23 protein-coding genes are annotated in these 23,679 nt (G+C 67.4%); 11 read left to right on the top strand and 12 right to left on the bottom strand.

Going from position 1 to position 23,679, the window contains the following annotated elements:
- Positions 1–25: 25 nt before the first annotated feature.
- Complete coding sequence (locus tag Q7I88_RS06185) at positions 26–997, top strand: type II secretion system F family protein (protein WP_305098169.1); 972 nt, start codon at positions 26–28, stop codon at positions 995–997.
- A gap of 19 nt (positions 998–1,016) precedes the next feature.
- Entirely contained in the window at positions 1,017–2,030 is a 1,014-nt protein-coding gene (locus Q7I88_RS06180; RefSeq protein WP_305098168.1) for a type II secretion system F family protein, read from the top strand.
- 79 nt (positions 2,031–2,109) lie between these two features.
- Here Q7I88_RS06180 and Q7I88_RS06175 read toward each other — a convergent pair whose 3' ends face one another.
- From Q7I88_RS06175 to clpB, 4 genes are all read right to left on the bottom strand, one after another.
- Positions 2,110–2,598, bottom strand: coding sequence for a MarR family winged helix-turn-helix transcriptional regulator (locus tag Q7I88_RS06175; protein ID WP_305098167.1), 489 nt, complete (start codon positions 2,596–2,598; stop codon positions 2,110–2,112).
- Positions 2,599–2,670: 72 nt separating this feature from the next.
- On the bottom strand, positions 2,671–3,540 hold the full coding sequence (mtnP, locus tag Q7I88_RS06170) for an S-methyl-5'-thioadenosine phosphorylase (RefSeq protein ID WP_305098166.1): 870 nt from the start codon (positions 3,538–3,540) through the stop codon (positions 2,671–2,673).
- Positions 3,541–3,555: 15 nt separating this feature from the next.
- Positions 3,556–4,338, bottom strand: a complete 783-nt coding sequence (locus tag Q7I88_RS06165) for an SDR family NAD(P)-dependent oxidoreductase (RefSeq protein ID WP_305098165.1) — start codon at positions 4,336–4,338, stop codon at positions 3,556–3,558.
- Between the two features lie 407 nt (positions 4,339–4,745).
- Positions 4,746–7,325 (bottom strand): ATP-dependent chaperone ClpB, encoded by a 2,580-nt coding sequence (gene clpB / locus Q7I88_RS06160; protein ID WP_305098164.1) that lies wholly within the window; start codon positions 7,323–7,325, stop codon positions 4,746–4,748.
- A gap of 214 nt (positions 7,326–7,539) precedes the next feature.
- Between clpB and Q7I88_RS06155 the strand changes: the two genes are divergently transcribed.
- Both Q7I88_RS06155 and Q7I88_RS06150 read left to right on the top strand, forming a co-directional pair.
- Positions 7,540–8,862 carry an MFS transporter gene (locus Q7I88_RS06155; RefSeq protein ID WP_305098163.1) on the top strand — a complete coding sequence of 441 codons (1,323 nt, stop codon included), beginning with the start codon at positions 7,540–7,542 and terminating at the stop codon, positions 8,860–8,862.
- Positions 8,863–8,966: 104 nt separating this feature from the next.
- Entirely contained in the window at positions 8,967–11,834 is a 2,868-nt protein-coding gene (locus Q7I88_RS06150) for a M16 family metallopeptidase (RefSeq protein ID WP_305098162.1), read from the top strand.
- Here Q7I88_RS06150 and Q7I88_RS06145 read toward each other — a convergent pair.
- From Q7I88_RS06145 to rpsU, 8 genes are all read right to left on the bottom strand, one after another.
- Positions 11,831–12,292, bottom strand: coding sequence for a tRNA (cytidine(34)-2'-O)-methyltransferase (locus Q7I88_RS06145; RefSeq protein WP_305098161.1), 462 nt, complete (start codon positions 12,290–12,292; stop codon positions 11,831–11,833). The genes Q7I88_RS06150 and Q7I88_RS06145 overlap by 4 nt on opposite strands.
- 14 nt (positions 12,293–12,306) lie before the next feature.
- A complete protein-coding gene (locus Q7I88_RS06140; protein WP_305098160.1) occupies positions 12,307–12,780 on the bottom strand; it encodes a nuclear transport factor 2 family protein in 474 nt (157 codons plus the stop codon).
- The gene (gatB, locus tag Q7I88_RS06135; RefSeq protein WP_305098159.1) at positions 12,780–14,282 is read right to left on the bottom strand and encodes an Asp-tRNA(Asn)/Glu-tRNA(Gln) amidotransferase subunit GatB; all 1,503 of its coding nucleotides are present in this window, start codon (positions 14,280–14,282) and stop codon (positions 12,780–12,782) included. Before gatB ends, Q7I88_RS06140 begins: the two co-directional genes overlap by 1 nt.
- Complete coding sequence (gene gatA, locus Q7I88_RS06130; protein WP_305098158.1) at positions 14,273–15,760, bottom strand: Asp-tRNA(Asn)/Glu-tRNA(Gln) amidotransferase subunit GatA; 1,488 nt, start codon at positions 15,758–15,760, stop codon at positions 14,273–14,275. Before gatA ends, gatB begins: the two co-directional genes overlap by 10 nt.
- Positions 15,761–15,926: 166 nt before the next feature.
- Positions 15,927–16,229 carry an Asp-tRNA(Asn)/Glu-tRNA(Gln) amidotransferase subunit GatC gene (gene gatC / locus Q7I88_RS06125; RefSeq protein ID WP_305098157.1) on the bottom strand — a complete coding sequence of 101 codons (303 nt, stop codon included), beginning with the start codon at positions 16,227–16,229 and terminating at the stop codon, positions 15,927–15,929.
- 36 nt (positions 16,230–16,265) lie between these two features.
- Positions 16,266–17,924, bottom strand: coding sequence for a DUF4153 domain-containing protein (locus Q7I88_RS06120; protein ID WP_305098156.1), 1,659 nt, complete (start codon positions 17,922–17,924; stop codon positions 16,266–16,268).
- A gap of 162 nt (positions 17,925–18,086) precedes the next feature.
- Entirely contained in the window at positions 18,087–18,647 is a 561-nt protein-coding gene (locus Q7I88_RS06115; RefSeq protein ID WP_305098155.1) for an FKBP-type peptidyl-prolyl cis-trans isomerase, read from the bottom strand.
- A gap of 141 nt (positions 18,648–18,788) precedes the next feature.
- Complete coding sequence (gene rpsU, locus Q7I88_RS06110; RefSeq protein ID WP_305098154.1) at positions 18,789–18,995, bottom strand: 30S ribosomal protein S21; 207 nt, start codon at positions 18,993–18,995, stop codon at positions 18,789–18,791.
- A 206-nt stretch (positions 18,996–19,201) separates the two neighbouring features.
- Here rpsU and crcB point away from each other — a divergent pair, with 206 nt between their 5' ends.
- The 7 genes from crcB (at position 19,202) to Q7I88_RS06075 (ending at position 23,664) form a co-directional block, all read left to right on the top strand.
- Complete coding sequence (gene crcB, locus Q7I88_RS06105; protein WP_305098153.1) at positions 19,202–19,621, top strand: fluoride efflux transporter CrcB; 420 nt, start codon at positions 19,202–19,204, stop codon at positions 19,619–19,621.
- The gene (locus Q7I88_RS06100) at positions 19,618–20,817 is read left to right on the top strand and encodes an RluA family pseudouridine synthase (RefSeq protein ID WP_305098152.1); all 1,200 of its coding nucleotides are present in this window, start codon (positions 19,618–19,620) and stop codon (positions 20,815–20,817) included. The genes crcB and Q7I88_RS06100 overlap by 4 nt, the downstream gene beginning before the upstream one ends.
- Positions 20,817–21,416, top strand: a complete 600-nt coding sequence (locus Q7I88_RS06095) for an FMN-binding negative transcriptional regulator (protein ID WP_305098151.1) — start codon at positions 20,817–20,819, stop codon at positions 21,414–21,416. Before Q7I88_RS06100 ends, Q7I88_RS06095 begins: the two co-directional genes overlap by 1 nt.
- Entirely contained in the window at positions 21,413–22,069 is a 657-nt protein-coding gene (locus tag Q7I88_RS06090) for an HAD-IA family hydrolase (RefSeq protein ID WP_305098150.1), read from the top strand. Before Q7I88_RS06095 ends, Q7I88_RS06090 begins: the two co-directional genes overlap by 4 nt.
- Positions 22,062–22,310: a hypothetical protein gene (locus Q7I88_RS06085; protein WP_305098149.1), complete on the top strand. Its 249-nt coding sequence runs from the start codon at positions 22,062–22,064 to the stop codon at positions 22,308–22,310. Before Q7I88_RS06090 ends, Q7I88_RS06085 begins: the two co-directional genes overlap by 8 nt.
- Complete coding sequence (locus Q7I88_RS06080; RefSeq protein ID WP_305098148.1) at positions 22,307–23,011, top strand: ATP12 family chaperone protein; 705 nt, start codon at positions 22,307–22,309, stop codon at positions 23,009–23,011. The genes Q7I88_RS06085 and Q7I88_RS06080 overlap by 4 nt, the downstream gene beginning before the upstream one ends.
- A 110-nt stretch (positions 23,012–23,121) precedes the next feature.
- Positions 23,122–23,664, top strand: coding sequence for a DUF2238 domain-containing protein (locus tag Q7I88_RS06075; RefSeq protein ID WP_305098147.1), 543 nt, complete (start codon positions 23,122–23,124; stop codon positions 23,662–23,664).
- Positions 23,665–23,679 lie beyond the last annotated feature (15 nt).

The following is a 23,679-nucleotide window of genomic DNA, read 5'->3' as shown; positions in this document are numbered from 1 at the left end:
CCGGTGAGCGAAAGGCGATAGCGTTATGATCATCTTCCAGATTGCGCTGGTGGCAGCCGGGATCATGGCGCTGCTGATTCTCGGCAGTCTCGCGTTCACCGGCAAGTCGCCGGCCAAGGAGGCGCAGCGGCGTCTTCAGGGCGTGCGCTATCGTCACTCGGAAAGCACCAACGCCAAGGTCGAATCCCAACTCAAGAAGGCGATCGCCGCGCGCAAACCGAAGATGCACAGGGTCGCGGGGGCGGGTTCGCGCTCGGAAGCGCTAGCCATGCGGCTCGAGCGGACCGGACGCGGCTGGTCGCTGACGCAGTACATGTATGCCTCGGTCGGTCTCGCGGTGGCCATTACGGCGGTATTGTTCCTCAAGACCGGAGCGCCGCTGCTGGCGCTCGGCGTCGGCTTGCTGGTCGGAGCAGGGCTGCCGCACATGGTCGTCAACTCGATGATCAAGCGCCGCCTCAACGCCTTCAACGCCAAGTTTCCCGACAGCATCGAACTGCTTGTGCGCGGCCTGCGCTCGGGCCTGCCGGTGACCGAAACGCTCGGCGTCGTCGCGCAGGAGATTCCCGGACCGGTAGGCCACGAGTTCAAAGGGGTCGTCGAGCGTATCAAGATCGGCCGGACGATGGAGGAATCGCTCCAGGAAACGGCCGACCGTCTCGGCACGCCGGAGTTCCAGTTCTTCGTCATCACGCTCGCGATCCAGCGCGAGACCGGCGGCAACCTGGCCGAAACGCTTTCCAACCTGGCCGACGTGCTGCGCAAGCGCGCGCAGATGAAACTCAAGATCCGCGCGATGAGCTCGGAATCGAAGGCCTCTGCCTACATCGTCGGCTCGCTGCCGTTCATCGTGTTCGTCCTGATCTACTGGATCAACCCGAGCTATATTGGCGGCTTTTTCACCGAAGAACGCCTGATGGTCGCCGGCCTCGGCGGCCTGGTGTGGATGAGCATCGGCGGCTTCATCATGGCCAAGATGGTCAGCTTCGAAATCTGAGCGGGGAGCTTACGATATCATGATTACTCCCGCTCACGGTCCCACCCTCCTCGGCGTCGACGTCGTACTCGTCGGCACGATCCTGGCGGGCATTGCCGCGGCGGCGATGTTCTTCGCCGTCTACACCGCCATCACGGTCAAGGACCCGATGGCCAAGCGCGTGAAGTCGCTCAACGCGCGGCGCGAAGAGCTCAAGTCGGGCATCATCACCGGCAAGGCGAAGAAGCGCCAGAGCCTGGTCAAGCGCACCGAGACCACCGACAAGGTCAAGGACACCCTGCAGAACATGAAGGTTCTGCAGGACAGCCAGGTCAAGATCATTCAGCAGAAGATGGCCCAGGCCGGTTACCGCAACAAGGAATTCGCGGTCTTCGTCATCTTCGCCCGCATGGTCCTGCCGATCGCGCTAGGCTTTCTCGGCATCGTCGTCTTGTACTGGACCGATACGTTCCCCGATTGGGGCAGCTTCAAGCGCTTCATGGCCTTCGCCGCGCTCGTGGTGGCCGGGTACAAGGGACCCGAGCTCTACCTCAAGAACAAGGCCAACAAGCGCACGGTGGAGATCCGCAAGGGGCTGCCCGATGCGCTCGATCTGCTGGTCATCTGCGCCGAAGCCGGCCTGACCGTGGACGCTGCGTTCAACCGGGTCGCCAAGGAGCTGGGCCGGGCCTACCCCGAACTCGGCGACGAGTTCGCGCTGACCGCGATCGAACTGTCGTTCCTGACCGAGCGGCGCCAGGCTTTCGAGAACCTCGCCTACCGCGTCGAGCTCGATGCGGTGCGCGGCGTGGTGACGACGATGATCCAGACCGAACGCTACGGCACCCCGCTCGCCTCGGCATTGCGGGTGCTGTCGGCCGAGTTCCGCAACGAGCGCATGATGCGCGCGGAGGAAAAGGCCGCTCGCCTCCCGGCGATCATGACCGTGCCGCTGATCCTGTTCATCCTGCCGGTGCTGTTCATCGTCATTCTCGGTCCGGCGGCCTGCTCGATCAGCGACGCCTTCTCGGGCGGCGGTCCCGGCTCGCACTGACCTCGCGGTCGCTTCGCACTGACAAAAGGCCCCGCCGGCCCAGGCCGGCGGGGCTTTTCATTGCCGCATACCGGACGGCTCAGTCCGGCGCGCCGAGTCCGTAGTCGGCGCCGTCGAACGTCTCGGTAGCGAGCGCTTCGGCTTCGGTCAGGACGCGGCTGAGCAGCGAGCGGAACGTGTCCACTTCCTCGTCGGTGAAGCTGGCGAACAGCTGGCGTTCCATCTCCAGCGCCAGCGGCATGATCTGGCTGTGCATCTCCGAGCCCGCGGGGGTGAGTTGGAGCAGATGCGAACGGCCGTCGCTGGCGTTCGGTTCGCGCACCACCAGCTGGCGCTCCTCGAGCACCTTGCAGGCGCGGTTGACCGCCACCTTGTCCATCAGCGTCAGCCGCGTGAGGTCGCGCTGGGTCAGCCCGCCGGCGTCGCCGAGCACGGCCATGACGCGCCACTCGGGAATGCTGAGCCCGAAGCGGCTGCGGTATTCCTGCGAAATACGGCCGCTGACCGCGTTCGAGGTCACCGAGAGACGATAGGGCAGGAAATCGCTGAGACGTGTAGATTGTTTCATAGAAAACCAGTTTGTTGCAAATTCCGCAGAATTTGCAAGCTTGCTATGCGATTCGCTGCAAGACCTTGCGTATTATTGCGCCAGAAGCCGCGCCATGATTGCATCGAGCCGGACCAGCCGCGCCGGCTGCCAGTGCGCGCGGGGGGTGACGATGGCACTGTCGAGGACCGTCTCGATGTCCACCGCTTCTCGCTCGGCCGGCAGCGCGTCGGCAAGCGCGACGAGCGTCGTCCGGGCCAGCGCGGCGTTCCGCCTCATCACCGCGAGAATCTCGTCCGCCTCGACGCCCGCTTCGCTGTCGCGCCAGGAATCGTAGTCGGTGACCATTCCGAGCACGGCGTAGGGCAGCTCGGCCTCGCGGGCGAGCCGCGCTTCGGGCATCGCGGTCATGCCGATGACGTCGGCGCCGAGAGCGCGAAACATGTGGCTCTCGGCCCGGGTCGAGAACTGCGGCCCCTCGATCGCCACGTAAGTGCCGCCACGATGGACGGAGGCCCCCGCCGCTTCGGCGGCGCGAGCGGCAAAGCCCGCAAGTCGCCCACAGACCGGATCGGCGAGGCTGACATGCGCGACCAGGCCCTCGCCAAAGAAGCTACGCTCGCGCGCCACGGTGCGGTCGATGATCTGGTCGCAGACGACGAACGTACCTGGCGCAAGTTCCTCGCGCAGCGAGCCGATGGCGTTGATTGCCAGCACGTCGGTCACGCCGCAGCGCTTGAGCGCATCGATGTTGGCGCGGTAGTTGACCTCGCTCGGCGAAAAACGGTGGCCCTCGCCGTGGCGGGCGATGAAGCTGAACTGCACGGCGCCGATCCGGCCCATGGTGACCGGCGAACTCGGAGCGCCGAAGGCGCTGCCGACCGGGATCACCTGGGCATCCTCGAGCGCGCCAAGTTCGTAGAGCCCCGACCCGCCGATGACTCCGATGTGCCAGCCGGCCATGCGCCTAGCCGGTCGCTACTTCGGCGCCATGCGTATGGCGCCGTCGAGCCGCACGCTCTCGCCGTTGAAGTAGCCGGTCTCGAGCATGAACATGACGAGGCCGGCATATTCCTCGGGATGCCCGAGCCGCTTGGGGAACGGCACCGCGGCGGCGAGCGAATCCTGCGCCTTCTGCGGCAAGCCGGCGAGCAGCGGCGTGGCGAAGATGCCGGGCTGGATCGAGTTGATGCGGATGCCTTCCTGCATGAAGTCGCGCGCGATCGGCAGGGTCATGCCCTTCACCGCGGCCTTGCTGGCGGCATAGGCGACCTGCCCGATCTGGCCGTCGTCGGCGGCGACCGACGAGGTGCAGACCATCGCGCCGCGCTCGCCGTCTTCCATGCCGTCGAGCGTCATCATCCCGGCAGCCGACTTGGCGACGCACTGGAAGGTCCCGACCAGGTTGACCTTGATGGTCTTCACGAACAGGTCGACCGGCAGGTGCGAGATCTCGCCGCTGTCGCGGTCGCGCCGCACCGTCTTGCCGATCGTGCCGATCCCGGCGCAGCACACCAGCACCCGCTCCTGCCCGTGGGCGGCGCGCGCCTTTTCGAATCCGGCATCGACCGAGGCCTCGTCCGAAACGTCGACCTGGCAGAACGTGCCGCCGATCTCGCCCGCTACCATCTCCCCGCGCTCGGCGTTGAGGTCGAAGATCGCGACCTTCGCGCCCTTGGCCGCCAGCGCCCGCGCGCTCGCCTCGCCGAGGCCCGAGGCGCCGCCGGTGACGACGGCGGCGATGGTGTTGTCGATCTTCATGCGTGCAGGCTCCTTGGTTCTGTCGAGCGCGGCTTAGCCGTTCGTCCTCGTTTCGTCATCCCCGCGCCCGAGGGTCTCCCGACCGCGCGACAGGGTGACACAAGTTACACCCTGTCACCCTGCCGCCGCGAGCGAAACCCGCGGAATTCCGCCGAAAACCGGCTCCCTTCCGGGGGTGACACATCGCGGGAAACGGCGGCAAAACGCTGCCGAAGGGCGATGGGTGCCGGCGGTTTCATCGGCGAGCTTAAGGCACAGATAGGGAGCTGTAGGAAAGTGATTTCCGGATGCACAACGGCGCCAGGCGTGGAATGCCCCCTCACCGCGGGGCAAACGCGGCGATTTCACGTGCCGCCCCCTGTGGTCGCTGCCCAGGCCGAGGCCCTTCCTCGTTCAGGCCATCGACCTCACGCCACCACCATCTTCAGTTCGCCGTCGCCCTCGTCGATCTTGACCGTGCTGCCATCGGGCACTTCGCCGGCGAGGAGCTTCTCGGCCAGCGGATCCTGCAGGTAACGCTGCACCGCCCGCTTCAGCGGCCGCGCGCCGTAGACCGGGTCGTAGCCGACACGGGCGAGCCACTTGCGCGCGCCTTCGGTCAGGTCGAGCTCGATCTTGCGGTCCTTGAGCAGCTTCTGCACCCGGGCGACTTGAAGATCGACGATGGGGCCCATGTCGTCCATGCTCAGGCGGTGGAACAGGATGATTTCGTCGAGCCGGTTGAGAAATTCGGGCCGGAAATGCCCGCGCACGACTTCCATCACCTGCGGCTCGACATCCTCGACACTCTGGTCGTCGGTGATGTTCGAGAGGTACTGGCTGCCGAGGTTGCTGGTCAGGATGATCAGCGTGTTGGAGAAATCGACCACCCGGCCTTGCCCGTCCGTGAGGCGCCCGTCGTCGAGCACCTGCAGCAGGACGTTGAAAACGTCGGGATGCGCCTTCTCGACCTCGTCGAACAGCACGACCTGATAGGGCCTCCGGCGAACCGCTTCGGTTAGAACTCCGCCCTCTTCATAACCAACATAGCCCGGAGGCGCACCGATCAGCCGCGCGACGGCGTGCTTTTCCATGAATTCCGACATGTCGATGCGGACCATCGCGTTGTCGTCGTCGAACAGGAACCCGGCGAGCGCCTTGGTCAGCTCGGTCTTGCCCACGCCGGTCGGGCCGAGGAACAGGAAGCTGCCCATCGGCCGGTTCGGATCCTGCAGGCCCGCGCGGGCGCGGCGAACGGCTCTCGACACGGCGGCGACGGCCTGCTGCTGGCCGATCACGCGCTTGCCGATCATGCCTTCCATCTGCAGCAGCTTCTCGCGCTCGCCCTCCATCATCTTGTCGACCGGGATTCCGGTCCACTTGCTGACCACGCCGGCGATATCGTCCTCGGTCACTTCCTCGCGCAGCAAGGCGTTCTCGGTGACGCCTTCGGCCGCGGCGAGCTGCTTCTCGAGTTCGGGAATGCGGCCGTATTGCAGCTCGCCGGCCTTGGCGAGATCTCCGGAACGCTGCGCCTGTTCGAGCTCGATGCGGGCCTGGTCGAGTGCTTCCTTGACTTTCGCCTCGCCGGCGATCTTGTCGCGCTCGGTCTGCCAGCGCGTGGTCAATTCGCTTGACTGCTGCTCGAGGTTCGCCAGCTCCTCGCGCAAGGCGGCAAGGCGGTCTTTGCTCGCCTGGTCCTTTTCCTTGCCGAGCGCCTGCTCCTCGATCTTGAGCTGGATGATGCGCCGGTCGAGGTTCTCGATCTCCTCCGGCTTGCTCTCCACTTCCATGCGGATGCGCGAAGCGGCCTCGTCCATCAGGTCGATCGCCTTGTCGGGCAGGAAACGGTCGGTGATATAGCGGTTGGAGAGCTGCGCGGCGGCAACGATCGCCCCGTCGGTGATGCGCACGCCGTGGTGCAGCTCGTACTTCTCCTTCAGCCCGCGCAGGATCGAAATCGTGTCCTCGACCGTCGGTTCCGCGACGAAGACCGGCTGGAAGCGACGCTGCAGCGCGGCGTCCTTTTCGACGTACTTCTGGTACTCGTCGAGCGTGGTGGCGCCGATGCAGTGCAGCTCGCCGCGCGCGAGCGCGGGCTTGAGCAGGTTGCCGGCATCCATCGAGCCTTCGGACGCGCCGGCGCCGATCAGCGTGTGCATCTCGTCGATGAACAGGATGATGTGCCCCTCGGCGCCCTTGACCTCGTCGAGCACGGCTTTCAGCCGCTCCTCGAACTCGCCGCGGTACTTCGCGCCGGCAATCAGCGCGCCCATGTCGAGCGCCATGAGCGAGCGGTCCTTGAGCGAATCCGGCACGTCGCCGTTGGCGATGCGCAGCGCCAGGCCTTCGGCAATCGCCGTCTTGCCCGTACCGGGCTCGCCGATGAGCACGGGGTTGTTCTTGGTCCGCCGTGCAAGGATTTGCACCGTGCGGCGGATTTCCTCGTCTCGGCCGATGACCGGATCGAGCTTGCCGTCGCGCGCCGCCTGCGTGAGGTCGCGCGCATACTTCTTCATCGCGTCGTAGGACTCTTCGGCCCCCGAACTGTCGGCGGTGCGACCGCCGGTCACGTCCTGAATCGCCGCTTCGAGCTTCTTGACGTCGACGTTGGCGGCCTTGAGCGCCTTGCCGGCCGCGCTGTCGCTCTGCAGTGCGAGCGCCTGCAGCAGGCGCTGCACCGGCACGAAGCTGTCGCCGGCCTTGGTCGCCAGCTGTTCGGCCTGGTCGAGGGCGCGCACCGCGTTGTTGTCGAGTCCGGGTGTCGACTGCGCTCCCGAGCCGGATACCGCAGGCACCTTGGCCAGCGCCGCATCGACCTCGTCGACCGCCAGTTTGGGATTGCCGCCGGCGCGCTCGATCAGCTGCCAGGACATGCCCTGGTTGTCTTCGAGAAGTGCCTTGAGAATGTGCTCTGGCGAAATCCGCTGGTGGTTCATGCGGATCGCGACGGTCTGTGCCGATTGCAGGAAGCCCTTGGCCCGATCGGTGAACTTTTCGAGATTCATGAAGTGCCCCTCAATTCCTTTCCCGGCCTAGATGGTGTGACATTCCTGCAACACAAGAGGCTGCCACGCCCGGCTGTGTGCGGGATATAGGATTCGATTTCGCGGCTGACAGTGTCCTGAGTCAAATTTGCCGCGGCAAATCCGAGTTTTTCCTAGGCTTTGCACCGCTTCCGGGGCATCAAACCCCATCCCGCCGCTAGCGAAGGGACGTGCCTTGAGCGAAGTACCCGCAGACGCAGCCCCCGACGCCGAGTTCGACCACCCGCTGACCCCGCAGGAACGGCGAAAGGCGATCATCGCCGCCACGCTCGGCAACGGGCTCGAGTTCTACGACTTCATCACCTTCGCCTTCTTCGCCATCCAGATCGGACACGCCTTCTTCCCGTCCGAGAGCGCATTCCTTTCGCTGATGGGTTCGCTGGCGACGTTCTTCGTCGGCTTCCTCACCCGTCCGCTCGGCGCCTACATCCTCGGCGGCTATGCCGACCGGGTCGGACGCAAGCCGGCGATGATGATCTCGATGAGCCTGATGGGCGCGGGGATCATCCTGCTGGTGATCACCCCGGGCTATGCCACCATCGGCTATGCCGCGCCGGTGATCGCGGTGATCGCGCGGATGATCCAGGGCTTTGCGCTCGGCGGCGAGGTCGGTTCGGCGACGATCTACATGATGGAAGGCGCCGACCCGCGGCGCCGCGGCTGGTCGATGAGCTGGCAGGGGGCGAGCCAGAACATCGCCGCCACCATCGGCTCGCTAGTCGGCCTGCTGCTCGCCGCGGTGCTGAGCGAGGCGGAGCTGTCCGACTACGGCTGGCGCATCGCTCTGGCGCTCGGCGTCACCATCGTCCCGGTCGCGCTGTGGGTGCGCAATTCGCTGCCCGAAACGGTGCACCATGCAGATACCTCGCCGGTCGCGGCGGACGAGGGCTTCCGTTCGTACATCCGGCCGATCGTCTGCGGGCTGATCATCATCGGCGCCGGCACCATCGGGACCTACATCTTCCAGTACATGGCGACCTACGGGCAGAACACGCTCAAGCTCTCGCCCACGCTCTCGCTCGCCGGCGAGTTCGCCAACAACGGCATCTCGGTCATCGCCGTGCTGATTGGCGGCGCGGTGAGCGACCGCAAGGGCCGCAAGCACGTGATGCTGTTGCCGCAGGCGCTGTTCTGCGTGCTGGTGGTGCCATGCTTCCTGTGGCTGACGAGCTGGCGCGACGCGGTCAGCTTCATCGGCGCCAACCTGATCCTGAGCTACATCTCGGGCTACATGTACGGCGCGGTCTATGCCGCGATCAGCGAGAGTATTCCCAAGGCGGTGCGCGCCCGCGTGTTCGCGCTGGTCTATGCCGTGCCGGTGACCTTCCTAGGCGGTTCGACCCAACTCGTGGTCACCTGGATTCTCGAAGTGACCGGCAACCCGATGTCGATCGCCTGGTACCTGACCGGGGTCTCGCTGATCGGCCTCGTCGCAATGTGGGCGTTGAAGGAAAGCGCGCCGGTCAAGGTGGGGATCGCCCGCAGCGCCGCGGCCTGAACGCCCATCTGGCGCGGTATGCCGTTGGTCGAAAGCCTGACCCTTCGCGCGCGCGCGTGCTAGGCACGCGGGAACGCACCTTTCACACGATCACGGGACACTCGATGCGTCGCCTTTTCCTTTCCGCCGCCCTTCCCCTTGTCCTGGCTGCCTGCGCCACCACCCAGCCCGAGATCGCCGCCACCGCGCCGCCCGCGGCCAGCACGGCGCCGGCGAAGCCCGCCCCGCTTTCGCAGCTGGTCGATGCGGTCGACATTCCCTACCAGAGCTTCACCCTGCCCAACGGACTCACCGTCCTGGTGCATACCGACCGCAAGACGCCGGTCGTCGGGGTGACGACCTACTACCGGGTCGGCTCGAAGAACGAGCCGCGCGGCAAGACCGGCTTTGCCCACCTCTACGAGCACCTGTTCTTCGGCGGCAGCGAGAACGTGCCCAACTTCGATATTCCGCTCGAAGGCGCCGGCTCGACCAGCACCAACGGTTCGACCTGGTACGACCGCACCAACTATGTCGAAACCGTGCCGACCGGCGCCCTCGACCTGACGCTGTTCATGGAAAGCGACCGCATGGGCCACCTCCTCGGCGCGGTTACGCAGGACAAGCTCGATAAGCAGCGCGGCGTGGTGCAGAACGAAAAGCGGCTTGGCGACAACCAGCCCTATGGCCTGACCGAATATCTGATCGGCGATGCGCTGTTCCCGGTCGGCCACCCCTATCGCCACTCGACGATCGGCTCGATGGCCGACCTCGACGCCGCCACGCTGAGCGACGTGCGTCAGTGGTACATCGACAATTACGGCCCCAACAACGCCATCCTGGCGCTCACCGGCGACATCGACGCGGCAACCGCGCGGCCGCTGGTCGAAAAGTGGTTCGGCGACATTCCGCGCGGCCCCGAAATCACCGAGCCGACCTCGCCGATCGTTACGCTCGATGCGCCGAAGCGGCAGGTCATCACCGACCAGGTCCCGGCGACCAAGATCTTCAAGGTGTGGAGCGGCCCGGGCCTCAACGCTCCCGACGCCGCGGCGCTCGACGCCGGCATGACAGTGCTTGGCGGGCTCGCCAGCTCGCGCCTCGACAACATCCTCGTACGCGACGAGCAACTGGCCGTGTCGGTCAGCGCCTACGCCCAGCAGTTCGAGGACGCGAGCCTGCTCCAGGCCGAGATGGTCGTGAAGCCCGGCGTCGACGAGGCCCTGGCCGAGAGACGCCTCGGTGAAGTCATCGACCAGCTGGTAGCCGACGGCCCGACGGGCGACGAACTGCTGCGCGCGGCAACCCGCTCGGTCTCGGCCGAGATCGGCGCACTCGAAGTGGTCGGCGACATGGGCGGCAAGGGCGCGACACTGGCCGAGGGGCTGCTCTATTCGGGCGATCCCGCGCACTACAAGAAGGCGCTCGAAGAAACCGCGACGCTGACCCCGGCGCAAGTCCGCGCGGCGCTCGCCAAGTGGCTGGGCCGCCCCGCCTATACCCTGGTCGTCGAGCCGGGCGAGCGCACGCTCGACGGAGCCGATCTGGGCGGCTGGGGAGACGAAGGCAGCGTGGCGCCGCCCCCGCCCGACCCCAAGACCCCGGCCCCGCCGGTGGCAGAAGGACCGGCGCGCGAAGCGCCGCCGGTCGCGCCGGTGGCCGACCTGACCTTCCCGGCCGTGCGCCACGCCACGCTGTCAAACGGCATCCCCGTGTCGCTCGCCACGCGCACGGCGATCCCAAAGGTCAGCGTCTCGCTCGATTTCGACGCCGGCTATGCCGCTGACGGCAACGCCCGCGCCGGCACCCAGTCGCTGATGATGGACCTGCTCAAGGAAGGCACGACCAGCCGCAGCGCGGTCGAGATCGCCGAGGAGCAGGAGCGGCTCGGCGCCTCGATCGAGACCGGCACGTCGCTCGATTCGAGCCGCGTGAGCATGACTGCGCTGACCGCCAACCTGGCGCCCTCGCTGACGCTGATGGCCGACATCGCCCGGCACCCGAAGTTCGCCGCCGACGACGTGGCGCGGGTCAGGGACCAGCGCCTCGCGGCGATCCAGCAACAGCAGGCCACGCCGACCACCCTCGCCCAGCGCGCGCTCAAGCCGCTGATCTACGGCGCCGCGCACCCCTATGGCTCGGTCGGTTCCGCCGGCCGGACGAGCGTGGTCGAAGGCCTGACGCCCGCCGACCTGTCCACGGCGCACGAGACATGGCTGCGGCCCGACCTGGCGCAGATCACCGTGGTCGGCGACATCACGATGGACAGGCTGCTTCCGCTGCTCGAGCAGGCGTTCGGCAACTGGCAGGCTCCTGCTACGCCCGCGCCGACCAAGGACCTTTCCGTCGCCGTTCCGCCAGCGAAGCAGCGCATGGTGGTAATCGACCGGCCGGGCGCGCCGCAGTCGATGATCATGATGGGCCACGTCCTGCCGGTGGAAGGCACCGCGCCGAGCCTCGAATCGCTCGACCTCGCCAACCAGGTGATCGGCGGGGGCTTCCTCTCGCGGCTCAACATGGACCTGCGCGAGGACAAGGGGTGGACCTATTACGCCTATTCCTCGGTCAGTTCGACGAAGGGGCCGCTGATGGCCACGGCCTACAGCCCGGTACAGACCGACAAGACCGGTGAGGCGATAAAGGCGATGCTGGCGGACATGCGGGCCTTCCCGGCCGGCAAGCGCGTCGACCAGGTGGAACTGCAGCGGGTGACCGACGGCAACGTGCGCGGCCTGCCCAATTCGTTCCAGACCAATTCGCAGGTGCTGGGCGGAATTCTCGACAACCAGCTGCTCGGCCGGCCCGACAACTACTACTCGACGCTGCCCGCCGTCTACGGCGCGATGGACGCCGCGGCGATCGATACGGCCGCGGCGAAGTACCTGCAGCCCGACGACATGGTCATCGTGGTGGTCGGCGACCGCAAAGAGATCGACAGCCAGCTCGCCGACCTCGGCATCCCGATCGAGTACCGCGAGGCGAGCGAGTTCTAGGCCAGCTTGCCGCGCAGCGCCTGGTAGGCCGCGGCGGCGACGGTGTTGGCGAGGTTGAGCGAGCGGATGTGCTGCGAGCGCATCGGCAGACGGAACTGGCGCCCTGGATAGCCCCGCCAGATCGCCGGCGGGATGCCGGTCGTCTCCTTGCCGAACACGAGGATCGCATCGTCGGGGTAGTCCGGCTCGTAGAACGAGACCGAGCCGTGTTCCTCGAACAGGAAAAGCTGGTCGGCCCGCGGCTGGCGTTCCGCGACGAACGCGTCCCAGTCGGCAAATTCGGCCAGCCTGACGTGCGGCCAGTAATCGAGGCCCGAGCGTTTGACCCGCGCATCGCTGATGTCGAAGCCCAGCGGGTGGATCAGCACCAGCTCGGCATCGAGCGCCACGCAGGTCCGCCCCACCGCGCCGGTGTTGCCGGGGATTTCGGGTTCGACGAGGACGATGGTCAGCGGCATGCGCGCACGCCGGCTTACAGCCCGAGCTCCGAAAGCCCGGGATGGTCGTCGGGCCGGCGACCGAGCGGCCAGTGGAACAGCCGGTCGCTCTCCGCGATCGGCAAGTCGTTGATGCTGGCGATGCGCAGGCGCATGTAGCCGAGCGCGTCGAACTCCCAGTTCTCGTTGCCGTAGGAGCGGAACCAGTGCCCGCTGTCGTCGCGCCATTCGTAGGCGAAGCGCACGGCGATGCGGTTCGCGGTGAAGGCCCACAGCTCCTTGATCAGCCGGTATTCGAGCTCCCGCGCCCATTTGCGCGTCAGGAAGGCGGCGATCTCCGCGCGCCCCTGGAGAAACTCGGCGCGATTGCGCCAGCGGCTGTCGGGCGAATAGGCAAGCGCGACTTTCTCGGGATCGCGGCCGTTCCAGGCGTCTTCGGCCATGCGCACCTTTTGCGCGGCGGTCTCGGCAGTGAACGGCGGCAACGGCGGGCGCGGCGGCTCGCCCATCAGCCGAGCTTCGCCTTCAGAACCTCGTTAACCACCTGCGGGTTGGCCTTGCCCTGCATCGCCTTCATCGTCTGCCCGACGAAGAAACCGAACAGCGCCTGCTTGCCGCCCTTGTAGTCGGCGACCTTGTCGGCGTTGTCGGCCAAGACCTTGTCCACCGCAGCCTCGATCGCGCCGCTGTCGCTTTCCTGCTTGAGCCCCTCGCGCTCGACGATCGCCCCCGCGCTGTCGCCGGTGGCGAGCATGGTTTCGAGCACCTGCTTGGCGATCGAGCCTGAGATGACCCCCTTGCCGACCAGCGCCAGCAGTTCGGCGGCCGCTTCGTGGCTCACGGGGCTCTCTTCGAGCGTGTGGCCGGCCTTGTTGAGCGCGCCGAAGAATTCGGACAGCAGCCAGTTGCTAGCCTGCTTGGCGACCTCGCCCTCGGACTTGCCCTGCGCGGCGGCGGTCTCGCTCAGCAGCACCTCGAACCAGCGCGCGGTTTCGACTTCGGCGGTGAGGACGTGGGCGTTGTATTCGGGCACGCCGAGCTCGGCGATGTAGCGGGTGCGCTTGGCGTCGGGCAGCTCGGGCAGGCTCGCCCTGCACTCTTCGACGAAGGCATCGTCGAGTTCCAGCGGCAGCAGGTCGGGATCGGGGAAGTAGCGATAATCGTGCGCGTCTTCCTTCGAACGCATCGAACGGGTCTCGTTGCGGTCGGGATCGTAGAGCCGGGTTTCCTGCACCACCGTGCCGCCGTCCTCGATCAGATCGACCTGGCGGCGCGCTTCCTGCTCGATCACCGCCATCACGAAGCGCACCGAGTTGACGTTCTTCGTCTCCGTGCGGGTGCCGAATTCTTCGCCCGGCCTGCGCACGCTGACGTTGACGTCGGCGCGCATCGAGCCCTGCTCCATGTTGCCGTCGCACGAACCGACGTAGCGCAGGATCGAGCGCAGCTTGCGGACGTAAGCCCCGGCCTCGGCGGGCGAACGCATGTCGGGACGGCTGACGATCTCCATCAGCGCCACGCCGCAGCGATTGAGGTCGACGTAGGACATCGTCGGGTGCTGGTCGTGCATCAGCTTGCCCGCGTCCTGCTCGACGTGGATGCGCTCGATGCCGATGACCTTGTCTTCGGGAATGCCGGCCTTCTCGTCGGCTTCGATCAGCAGCTGCCCCTCGCCCACCAGCGGGTGGTAGAGCTGGCTGATCTGGTAGCCCTGCGGCAGGTCGGCGTAGAAGTAGTTCTTGCGGTCGAACCGGCTCCACTTGTTGATCTGCGCGTCGATCGCGAGACCCGTGCGCACCGCCTGGCGGATGCATTCGCGGTTGGGCACCGGCAGCATGCCGGGCATCGCCGCATCGACGAGGCTGACGTTGGCGTTGGGCTCAGCCCCGAACTGCGTCGAGGCGCCGGAGAACAGCTTGGCATGGGAGGTGACCTGCGCGTGGACCTCGAGGCCGATCACGACCTCCCATTCGCCCGTGGCGCCCTGGATGCGATAAGTACTCACCACCACTTCTCCGGCTGTGCGGTAAACCCGGCGCGCTGTTCGATCGCGAGGCCGGCGTTGAGGACCTCCTGTTCCTCGAACGCACGGCCGATGATCTGCAGGCCGAGCGGCAGACCCTCCTTGTTGAGCCCGCCCGGCACGCTTATCGCCGGCAGGCCGGCCATGCTCGCGGGGACCGAGAACACGTCGTTGAGATACATCGCCAACGGATCGTCGACCTTGTCGCCCAGCGCGAAGCTGGCGGTCGGCGTGGTCGGGGCGAGGATCACGTCGCACCTGGCCCAGGCCTCCTCGAAGTCGTGCCGGATCAGCGTGCGGACCTTCATCGCCTGGGTGTAATAGGCGTCGTAGAACCCGGCGGAGAGCACGTAGGTGCCGATCAGGATGCGACGCTTGACCTCGTCGCCGAAGCCGGCGGAACGAGTCGCGGCGTACATGTCCTGCAGACCCGCGTGGTCGGGCAGATCGCGCAGGCCGTAGCGTACGCCGTCGTAGCGCGCGAGGTTGCTCGAGGCCTCTGCCGGGGCAACGATGTAGTAGGCCGGCAACGCGTACTTGGTGTGCGGCAGGGATATGTCGACGACTTCGGCGCCGGCGTCCTTGAGCCAGGCAATGCCGTCGTCCCACAGCTTGAGGATGTCGGCGTCGGTGCCGTCCATCCGGTATTCCTTTGGAATGCCGACGCGCTTGCCCTTGAGGTTCGCGTCGAGCGAGCCCGCCCAGTCGGGCACCGGCAGGTCGAGACTGGTCGAATCCTTGGGGTCGAACCCGGCCATCGCGCCGAGCATGATCGCGCAGTCGGTGACGTCGCGCGCCATCGGCCCGGCCTGGTCGAGACTCGAAGCGAAAGCGACGATGCCCCAGCGGCTGCAGCGCCCATAGGTCGGCTTGATCCCGGTAATGCCGGTGAAGGCGGCGGGCTGGCGGATCGAGCCGCCGGTGTCGGTCCCGGTCGCCGCCGGGCACAGCCGCGCCGCGACCGCCGCCGAACTGCCGCCCGACGAGCCGCCGGGGGCGAGGCCGGCATTGCTGCCCTGCTTGCGCCACGGCGAGATGACGTTGCCGTAGTACGAGGTCTCGTTCGACGAGCCCATCGCGAACTGGTCGAGATTGAGCTTGCCGAGCATCCCCGCGCCGGCGTCCCACAGCTTCTGGCTGACGGTGCTCTCATACTCGGGCACGAACCCGCCGAGGATGTGGCTCGCCGCGGTGGTCTGCACGCCGCGGGTGGCGAACAGGTCCTTCATGCCGATCGGCACGCCCGCCATCGCGCCAAGCGGCTTGCCCGCCGCCCGGTCGGCATCGACGTTGTCGGCGGCTTCGAGCGCCTTTTCCGGCGTGGCGACGATGAAGGCGTTGAGCGCATCCTGCGCCGCGGCGACGTTGGCGTTGAACGCCTCCGCCACTTCGCGCGCGGAGAAATCGCCCGCGGCGACCCCGTCGCGGATCGCCTTGACGCCGAGGTTCGTCAGTTCCGCACTCATAGTTCGTCACCCTGAACTCGGTTGTGCAAGCATAGCTTCGCTTCCAGGGTCCATTGCGCCCCGCCCGCAGACGCCCGTGTGGCGGCTCCGCACTTCCTGTTGTGGATCCCGGAACACGCGGCGCTGCGCGCCTGTCCGGGATGATCGAATGGCAATGCTGCGCTTGTCATTCGATCACCTTCGGCACGCCGAAAAAGCCGTGCTCGGCCGCTGGCGCATTGGCCAGCACCTTGTCGCGAATGCCGCCGCCGGTCAGCGGGTCGGCATCGACCACGTCGTCGCGCAGGCGCAGCGCCTGCGGGATCACCGCCGTCATCGGCTCGACGCCGCTGGTGTCCACCTCGCCGAGCTGCTCGACCCAGGCGAGGATGTTGTTGAACTCGGGCACCATCCGGTCGAGGGCACCCTCGTCCATGCTGATGCGCGCCAGGCTGGCGATTTTCGCCACGGTTTCACGGTCTACCGACATGGCCGCGCGTTAGCCGCGCCGACGAAAGCCTTCAAGTCAATCGAGCGGCGGGCCGACAGTCTTGCCGTCGATGCGGATGACGCGGCCTTCGCCGACCTCGACGACCGAATCCGGCTTGAGCGGCGGATAGACGTCGGCTCGGGGCTCCTCGATGCCCGGAGTAACACCCCGCCTCAGCCGGATGACCACGTAACCGCCGCCCTGCACGATCGCCACGCGGCGGCCGCCATCGCTCGCCTCGCCGAGATCGAGCGCCACGCAGCGCTCGGAGCACTGGAAGGGATTGGCGACGAGGTAATCGAGCACGCCCTCGCGCAAGTCGGCGTCGTCGGGCTGGACGCGCAGCTTGAAGTCGGCGCGGGTCTTGTTGGCGTCGAAGCGCGAATAATAGGCGCGCTCCTTCTGCGCCTGCGCCGCCGCCGCCAGTTCGGCCACTTTGGCATTATCGCTCTTCGCCAGCCGCGCCAGCGCCTCGCGCCCGGCGTCGCCGAAGTCCCAGCGCAGCGCGGTATAATCGAAGTCCTCCGGCGCCACCTGTCCGCTTTCGAGCCTGTGCAGCTGGTTGCGCGCGGAAATCGCGCCGAAGTCGAGGATCGGCAGCGCGAGGATCAAGGCCACGACGCAGATCGCGGCGGCCAGGTGCAGATTCGCCTGCCGCAGCCGCGCGCCCCAGCCGCCCTTCCAGCCGCGCACCAGCGCAACCAGCCAGGCGAGGCCATAGGCGCAGGCCACGGCAATCGCGATCAGACCCCAGATGCGTTCCGGGCTGAGACCGTGCTGCGCCACCCGCGTGCCGAGTGAAACCGCCGCGAACACCGTCAGCGGCAGGATCGCCGCGGCCAGCGCGATGCTCGCCCAGCGCAGCACGCGGTTGCCGCTCATCTCGGCGTCCGAATCGCGCAGGATCGCGTTGGCCAGCACCCACGATCCCGCCGCGCACGACAGCAGGATCGGCGTCGCGCTCTGCGTCGCCTGCCACAGCACCTCGGGCCCCGAAACGATCATCGCCACGAGGAACAGCACCAGGCCTAGCGCCAGGGGCACGGCGAGCACCGAGAGGATCGTCATCACCACCGCCTGCAGCGTGCCGAGGATCTTTAGCTGTCCGCGCAGGATGCCGAGCGCCGCGCCGAACGCAGCGCCCGACCAGGTCCAGCCGAACCAACCTTCGTTCATCAGGTCGCGCAGGAGGTAGATCTTGAGCAGGCCGAACAGCCCGCTCAGCACCACCAGCACGATCCACGAGGCGCCGACGAAGGCGAGGCTGCCCCCGGCGCTGATCGCGTCGCTCCAGACGTGGTAATGCACCTGCTGGTACGGCGTGGCGAAGCGCGTGCGGTGAAAGCCCGCCTGAAACAGCGGAAGGGCGAGCCCGGTGGCGACGATCCCGGCGAAGAGGCCGTATTGCGGAACCGCGTAGTGATCGCCCGCGGCGACCGCGCGCCAGGCCAGGCCGGCGATGACGAGGCCCGCGGCGAGGGCGAAGACCAGCGGCTCCTTCCAGCGGTCGCGTTCGATGGTGAAGGCCGCGGCAATGGCGCCAAAGAAGACGAAGGCGGCGGCCGCTACGCGCCAGGGCACGTCGTCGCCCTTGCCGCCGAAGGTCCAGACCAGCAGCCCAGCGACGCCGAGCAGGACCGCGAGCAGCCAGGGGCGCAGCGGCCAGTCTGTCCTGATGTCTTCGCTCGAGTCCATAATCCCACTCCCGTTCGTCCTGAGCCTGTCGAAGGACGCGCGCGTGGTTCGACAAGCTCACCACGAACGGATGGAGGTTATGCTCCTCTTGCCCGGACAGCCGCCATCATGCCGCCAATCGCGGCGCAAGGCATGAGCGAATTGTGAGCAATCGGCGAAAGGTCAGTTGGTGGCGGGTTTCGCGGCCCCGCCCTCGCCCTGCTGCTGGCCCGACATCAGCTGCTGGATCATCTGCACACGGCGCTGGGCGTCGGCTTCGGGCATGAAGTCGACCAGCTCCATCTCGAAGATCAGGTCGCTGTTCGGCGGAATCGGCGATCCGGAAGGGGGATTGGCGCCATAGGCCTTGTCGGCCGGGATGCGCACTTCGTACTTGCCGCCCTTCTGCATCTTGAGCAGCGCTTCCTTGAAGCCGGGAATCACCCCGTCGAGCGTCATCGGCGTGCCCTCGGGCAGGATGCCCTGCACCGGCAGGTTCATGTCCTGCGATTTGTCGAACACCGTGCCGTCGGGGAGCTTGCCGGTATACTTGACGAACACGACGTCGCCGACGACCGGGTTGGGACCCTTGCCCGCGGCGATCTCGTCGACCTCGACGCCCTTCGGCATGGCCCACCAGGCCAAACCGGCTGCGACCGCCACGACCAGCAGGAGGCCGAGCCACAGCTTGAGCACCGAGCCCTTGGCAATCGGCTGGAGCGGAACGCGGGTAACTTCGGCCATCGACAGGTATCCTGAAACGCAAGAAGGGCGCGGAGATCGAACCCCCGCGCCCCTTTGGCTTATCGGTTAGATGCTTACAAGAGCGGGAAGCCCAGGACGGCCCTTTCGGGCGCAAACCGGCCTGACGCTTGCCGAACTCGCTTAGCGCGAGCCGTCGCGCTCCATCCGCTTGCGCTCCATCTTGCGGGCGCGGCGCACGGCGGCAGCCTTTTCGCGGGCGCGCTTCTCGCTCGGCTTCTCGTAGTGGCGGCGCAGCTTCATCTCGCGATACACCCCCTCGCGCTGCAGCTTCTTCTTGAGCGCGCGGAGAGCCTGTTCGACGTTGTTATCGCGGACGATGATCTGCATAAACCTAAGCCACCTTTCGAAAAAACCGGGAGAGCCCGCGGTAGACCGGCGCGGGGTGCACCATGCATAATACCAATGAAAAACGGGCCGAATCCGTTCCGGACCGGCTCGAACAGGGCGCGCGATAAGGGAATGGCGGGCGAAACGCAAGGATTTCGAAGGTCGCTGCCCTTTCCACTGCCGCCGCGCCCGTCTAAGGGGCGCGCATGACCCAGCCCTCCACCCTCGCCGCTTCCGCCTACGTCGCCATCGGCGGCGGGATCGGCGCGGTCCTGCGCTACCAGCTCGGGCGCGGGATGACGCATTGGCTCGGGGTTCAGGCAGTCACCACCTTTCCCTGGGCGACGCTGGCGGCGAACGTGATAGGCTCCATGGCGATGGGCCTGCTCGCCGGGTTCCTCGCGCGCCACGGATCGTCGGGATCTCTGGGCGGCGAGCAGTACCGGCTGTTCCTCGGCGTCGGCCTGCTCGGCGGCTTCACCACTTTCTCCAGCTTCAGCCTCGAAATGATGCTGCTGGTCGAGCGCGGCCAGGCGGCGCAAGGCTTCCTCTACGCCGCCGTCTCGGTGCTTGCCGGGCTCTCGGCGCTCTATATCGGGCTCATTGCCATGCGGATTGCCGGATGACCGTTCGCGAGGGCCCGGACGCTGCGAAGCGCGACGACGCAGGCGGGCAGGACCAGGTCCGCCAGTTCACGGTTCAGGCCGACGACGACGGCATCCGGCTCGACCGCTGGTTCAAGCGCCACTTGCCGCAGATCGGCTTCGCCATGGTCGGCAAGTGGGCGCGCACCGGGCAGATTCGCGTCGACGGCAAGCGCGCGAAGCCCGACGACCGGCTCGCCGCCGGGCAGGTACTGCGCGTGCCGCCAGGCGGCGATTCGGCGCCGCGGGCGCGCCAGGTCCGCCCGCTGAGCGACGAACAGCGCGCCCAGGCCGAGGCGATGCTGATCCGCAAGACCGATTCGGCGCTGGTGCTCAACAAGCCGCCGGGCCTCGCCACGCAGGGCGGGACCAAGACCCACAGCCATGTCGACGGGCTGCTCGACGCCTATGCCGAAGCGGACGAGCCGCGCCCGCGGCTCGTCCACCGCCTCGACAAGGACACCTCGGGCGTCCTGCTGATCGCCCGCACCCCGGGCAGCGCGGCGTTCTTCTCGCGGCGCTTTTCCGGCCGCAGCGCCAAGAAGGTCTACTGGGCGCTGGTCGTCGGCGTGCCGGAGATCGCCGAGGGCACGATCGACGCCCCGCTGGCCAAGCAGCCCGGCACCGGCGGCGAGAAGATGCACGTCGACATGGAAAACGGCCAGCCGGCTAGGACCAAGTACCGCGTCGTCGACCGCGTCGGCACCAAGGCGGCGTGGCTCGAGCTCGAACCGCTGACCGGGCGCACCCACCAGCTGCGCGTACACTGCGCGGCGATGGGCAACCCGATCGTCGGGGACGGCAAGTACGGCGGACAAGACGCCTACTTGACCGGTTCGATCAGCCGCAAGATGCATCTCCACGCGCGGCGCCTGATCATCGATGCCCCGCCGGGCGACGGCCAGGTTTCGGGCAAGCTCGACGTCACCGCCGACCTCCCCGACCACTTTGCCGCGAGCATGGCCCAGCTCGGGCTCGATCCGGGCATGAGCGATGCGACGCCGATCCGCCACGACCCGCCGCCGCGCACCAGGGTCGAAAAGAAGCAGGCCGCCAAGGCCCACGCCAAGCAGGTCCGCAAGGGCCGCCGCGGCGAGCGCACCTCGCGCCGCACCGGCGGAGGCACATCGCCCCGTAGCGGCGGAGGCAGACCGAAGAAGCCGACGAAGACGCGCTGATGCATCCCAACCCGCTTTTCCGCAACGAGGACCGGGCGCTGCACGAGTCACTGGTCGAGGAGATCGGCTTCGGCATGGTCTTCGCGCAAGTCCCGGACGGTCCGCGCGTAGCGCATACCGCGCTGCTTTCGACCGGCGACGGGGCGGTGCAGTTTCACCTGTCGCGTGGCAACGCCCTGACGAAGCATCTCGCAGGCCACGATGCGCTGCTGGTGGTGAACGGCCCCGACGCCTACGTCTCGCCGCGCTGGTATGCCGATCCAGCCCAGGTCCCGACCTGGAACTACGTCGCGCTCGAGCTCGAGGGCCCGGTTCGACGGATGGACGAAGACGGGCTCGTCGCGCTGCTCGACGGCCTGTCGGCGCGGCAGGAAGCGCGCATCGAGGGCGCGCCGTGGACACGGGCCAAGATGGACGAGACGAAGTTTCGCAAGATGCTGACCGGCATCGCCGGCTTCGAGATGGAAGTGCGCGCCTGGCGGCCGACCTTCAAGCTTTCGCAGAACAAGTCGCCGGAAGACCGCGCGGCGGTGATCGCCGCCCTCGAAGCGCAAGGAGCGCCCGGCATGGCCGCGCTGATGCGGAGCCTCGCCGAATGACCACGCGCCTCGCCGTGTTCGATTGCGACGGCACCCTGTCCGACGGGCAGGGCGCGGTTTGCGGAGCGATGGCGCAGGCGTTCGGCGCCTGCGGGCTCGTCGCGCCGCCGAGCCATCAGGTTCGCCGCATCGTCGGGCTGAGCCTGCCGGTCGCGGTGCGCCGCCTCGCCCCCGACTCCACCGAAGAGGACGTCGCGCGGCTCGTCGACGCTTACAAACGCGCCTTCTTTCTCGCCCGCACCGAGGGGCGCGTCGCCGAACCGCTGTTCGACGGCGTGGCCGAACTGCTCCGCGTCCTGCGCCGCGCCGGCTGGCAGCTCGGCGTCGCCACCGGCAAGTCCGACCGAGGGCTGGCCGGCCTGCTCGCGCTGCACGGGCTGGATGGTCTGTTCGCCACTCTGCAGACGGCCGACCGCCACCCATCGAAACCCGACCCGGCGATGCTCGAGGCGGCGATGGCCGAAGCCGGCGTTGCCCCTGCAGTCACGGTGATGATCGGCGATACGACCTACGACATCGAGATGGCCCGCGCCGCGGGGGTCCGCGCGCTCGGGGTGTCCTGGGGCTACCACGCGCCCGCCGAGCTGGTCGCCGCCGGAGCCGAAGCGGTCGCCGCCGACGCCGCCGAACTCCAGGAGATGCTCGATGGCTAGCCGCCCGCCGAGAAACCGACCCACCGACGACGTCGCGCGCAATCGCTGGATGGTGATGCAGGCTATGCGCATCATGGGTTTTGCCTTGGTCATCGTCGGGCTGCTGCTGACCCGGGACGTGATGAACTGGGCCGGCGATGCCAACCACATTCTCGGCTATGCTCTCGTGCTGATCGGCCTGGCCGACGGGTTCTTCGTCCCCATCGTCCTCGCCCGCAAGTGGCGCACGCCGCGGCAATGAAGCGCTTCTGGAAGCACGTCACGACCCAAGCCGCCGACGGCGGCTGGCGCGTCCTGCTCGACGGGCGCCCGCTCAAGACTCAGGGCGGTGCGGCGCAGATCGTCCCTTCGCCCGCGCTGGCCGAGGCGCTGGCGGGGGAATGGGCTGCGCAAGGCGAGGAGGTCGACCCAAAGTCCTTCGTGCTGCGCGACCTGGCCGACTACGCCATCGACCAGGTCGCCCCCGCTCCGGGCACGGTCGCGGACAAGCTGCTGCGCTACGCCGAGACCGATACGCTGTGCTACCGCGCCGATCCGGATGAGCCGCTCTACCGCCGTCAGCTCGAGCTGTGGGAGCCGCTGGTGACAGCCATTGAGCAGAGGCACGGGGTACGCTTCGAACGGGTCAGCGGTGTGGTCCACCGCCCGCAAGCATCCGAAACGCTGCGCCGCCTGCGCGAAGCGCTCGCCGCCAAGGACCCCTTCGCCCTCGCCGCGCTGGAAATGCTGACCACCCTCACCGCCTCGCTCGCTGTCGGCCTGAGCGCGCTGGAAGACGACGCCGACATCGATGCGCTGTTTGCCGCGGCCAACTGCGAGGAGGACTGGCAGGCCGAACAGTGGGGCTGGGATCTACAGGCCGAAGAGCGCCGAAAGGTGCGACTCGACGCGTTCCGGCAAGCCGCGCAATTCGCTCGGCTTGCACAGCCCGCCGCGGACTGAGCGGCGGGCATCGAGCGGCGCGCGCCGCTCGCACGTCAGGAACTCCTGGGGCCCGGATCGGCTTCTGTATGGCAAGGCGCATTTGAGTCGCCGCCGAGGGGAGAGTGAGAGTGTTCGATGTTCGGCAGATGCGCTTTGGGTCGTTCGCGCTGGCAACGCTGACGGCCATTTGCGCTGTATACCTGGTGCTGGCGGGACGCGCCGCCGACGCCGGCATACTCGCCGTAATGGTCGCCGGCTCCCTGGCCTTCCTGCTCTGGCAGGACCGCCTGCCCGCGCTTTTCACGCTACTGTTTACCGCCGTTGCGGCGCTCAACGGCGCGGGTTACGCCTTCGATCTGTGGCAGCGGCCGGTCTGGTTCGACGAAGTGGTTCACGTGCTGACACCGTTCGTCCTGGTGTCCGCAATTGCCTGGCTGCTCATTCAGCGCAACGAGGCGAAGCCGGCCATGAACCGCGCCACGTACTTTCTGAAAGTGGGCACGCTCGGTCTGCTTATCGGCTTTGCTTGGGAAGGTTTCGAATACCTGATCGGCATCATCGGCAGCCGGGCCGACACCGCGAGCGATCTGGTCATGGACACGATCGGCGCCGTCGGCGCGGCTCTGTTCTGCCTGTGGGCGGCGCGGCACCCGCGAAGCGATCTGGGCTAACGAAAGCCCACTTCG

Origin of the sequence: Croceibacterium aestuarii (genome assembly GCF_030657335.1) — a bacterium.
GTDB classification, from domain to species: domain Bacteria; phylum Pseudomonadota; class Alphaproteobacteria; order Sphingomonadales; family Sphingomonadaceae; genus Croceibacterium_B; species Croceibacterium_B aestuarii.
This window is presented reverse-complemented; position numbering and strand designations above follow the sequence as displayed.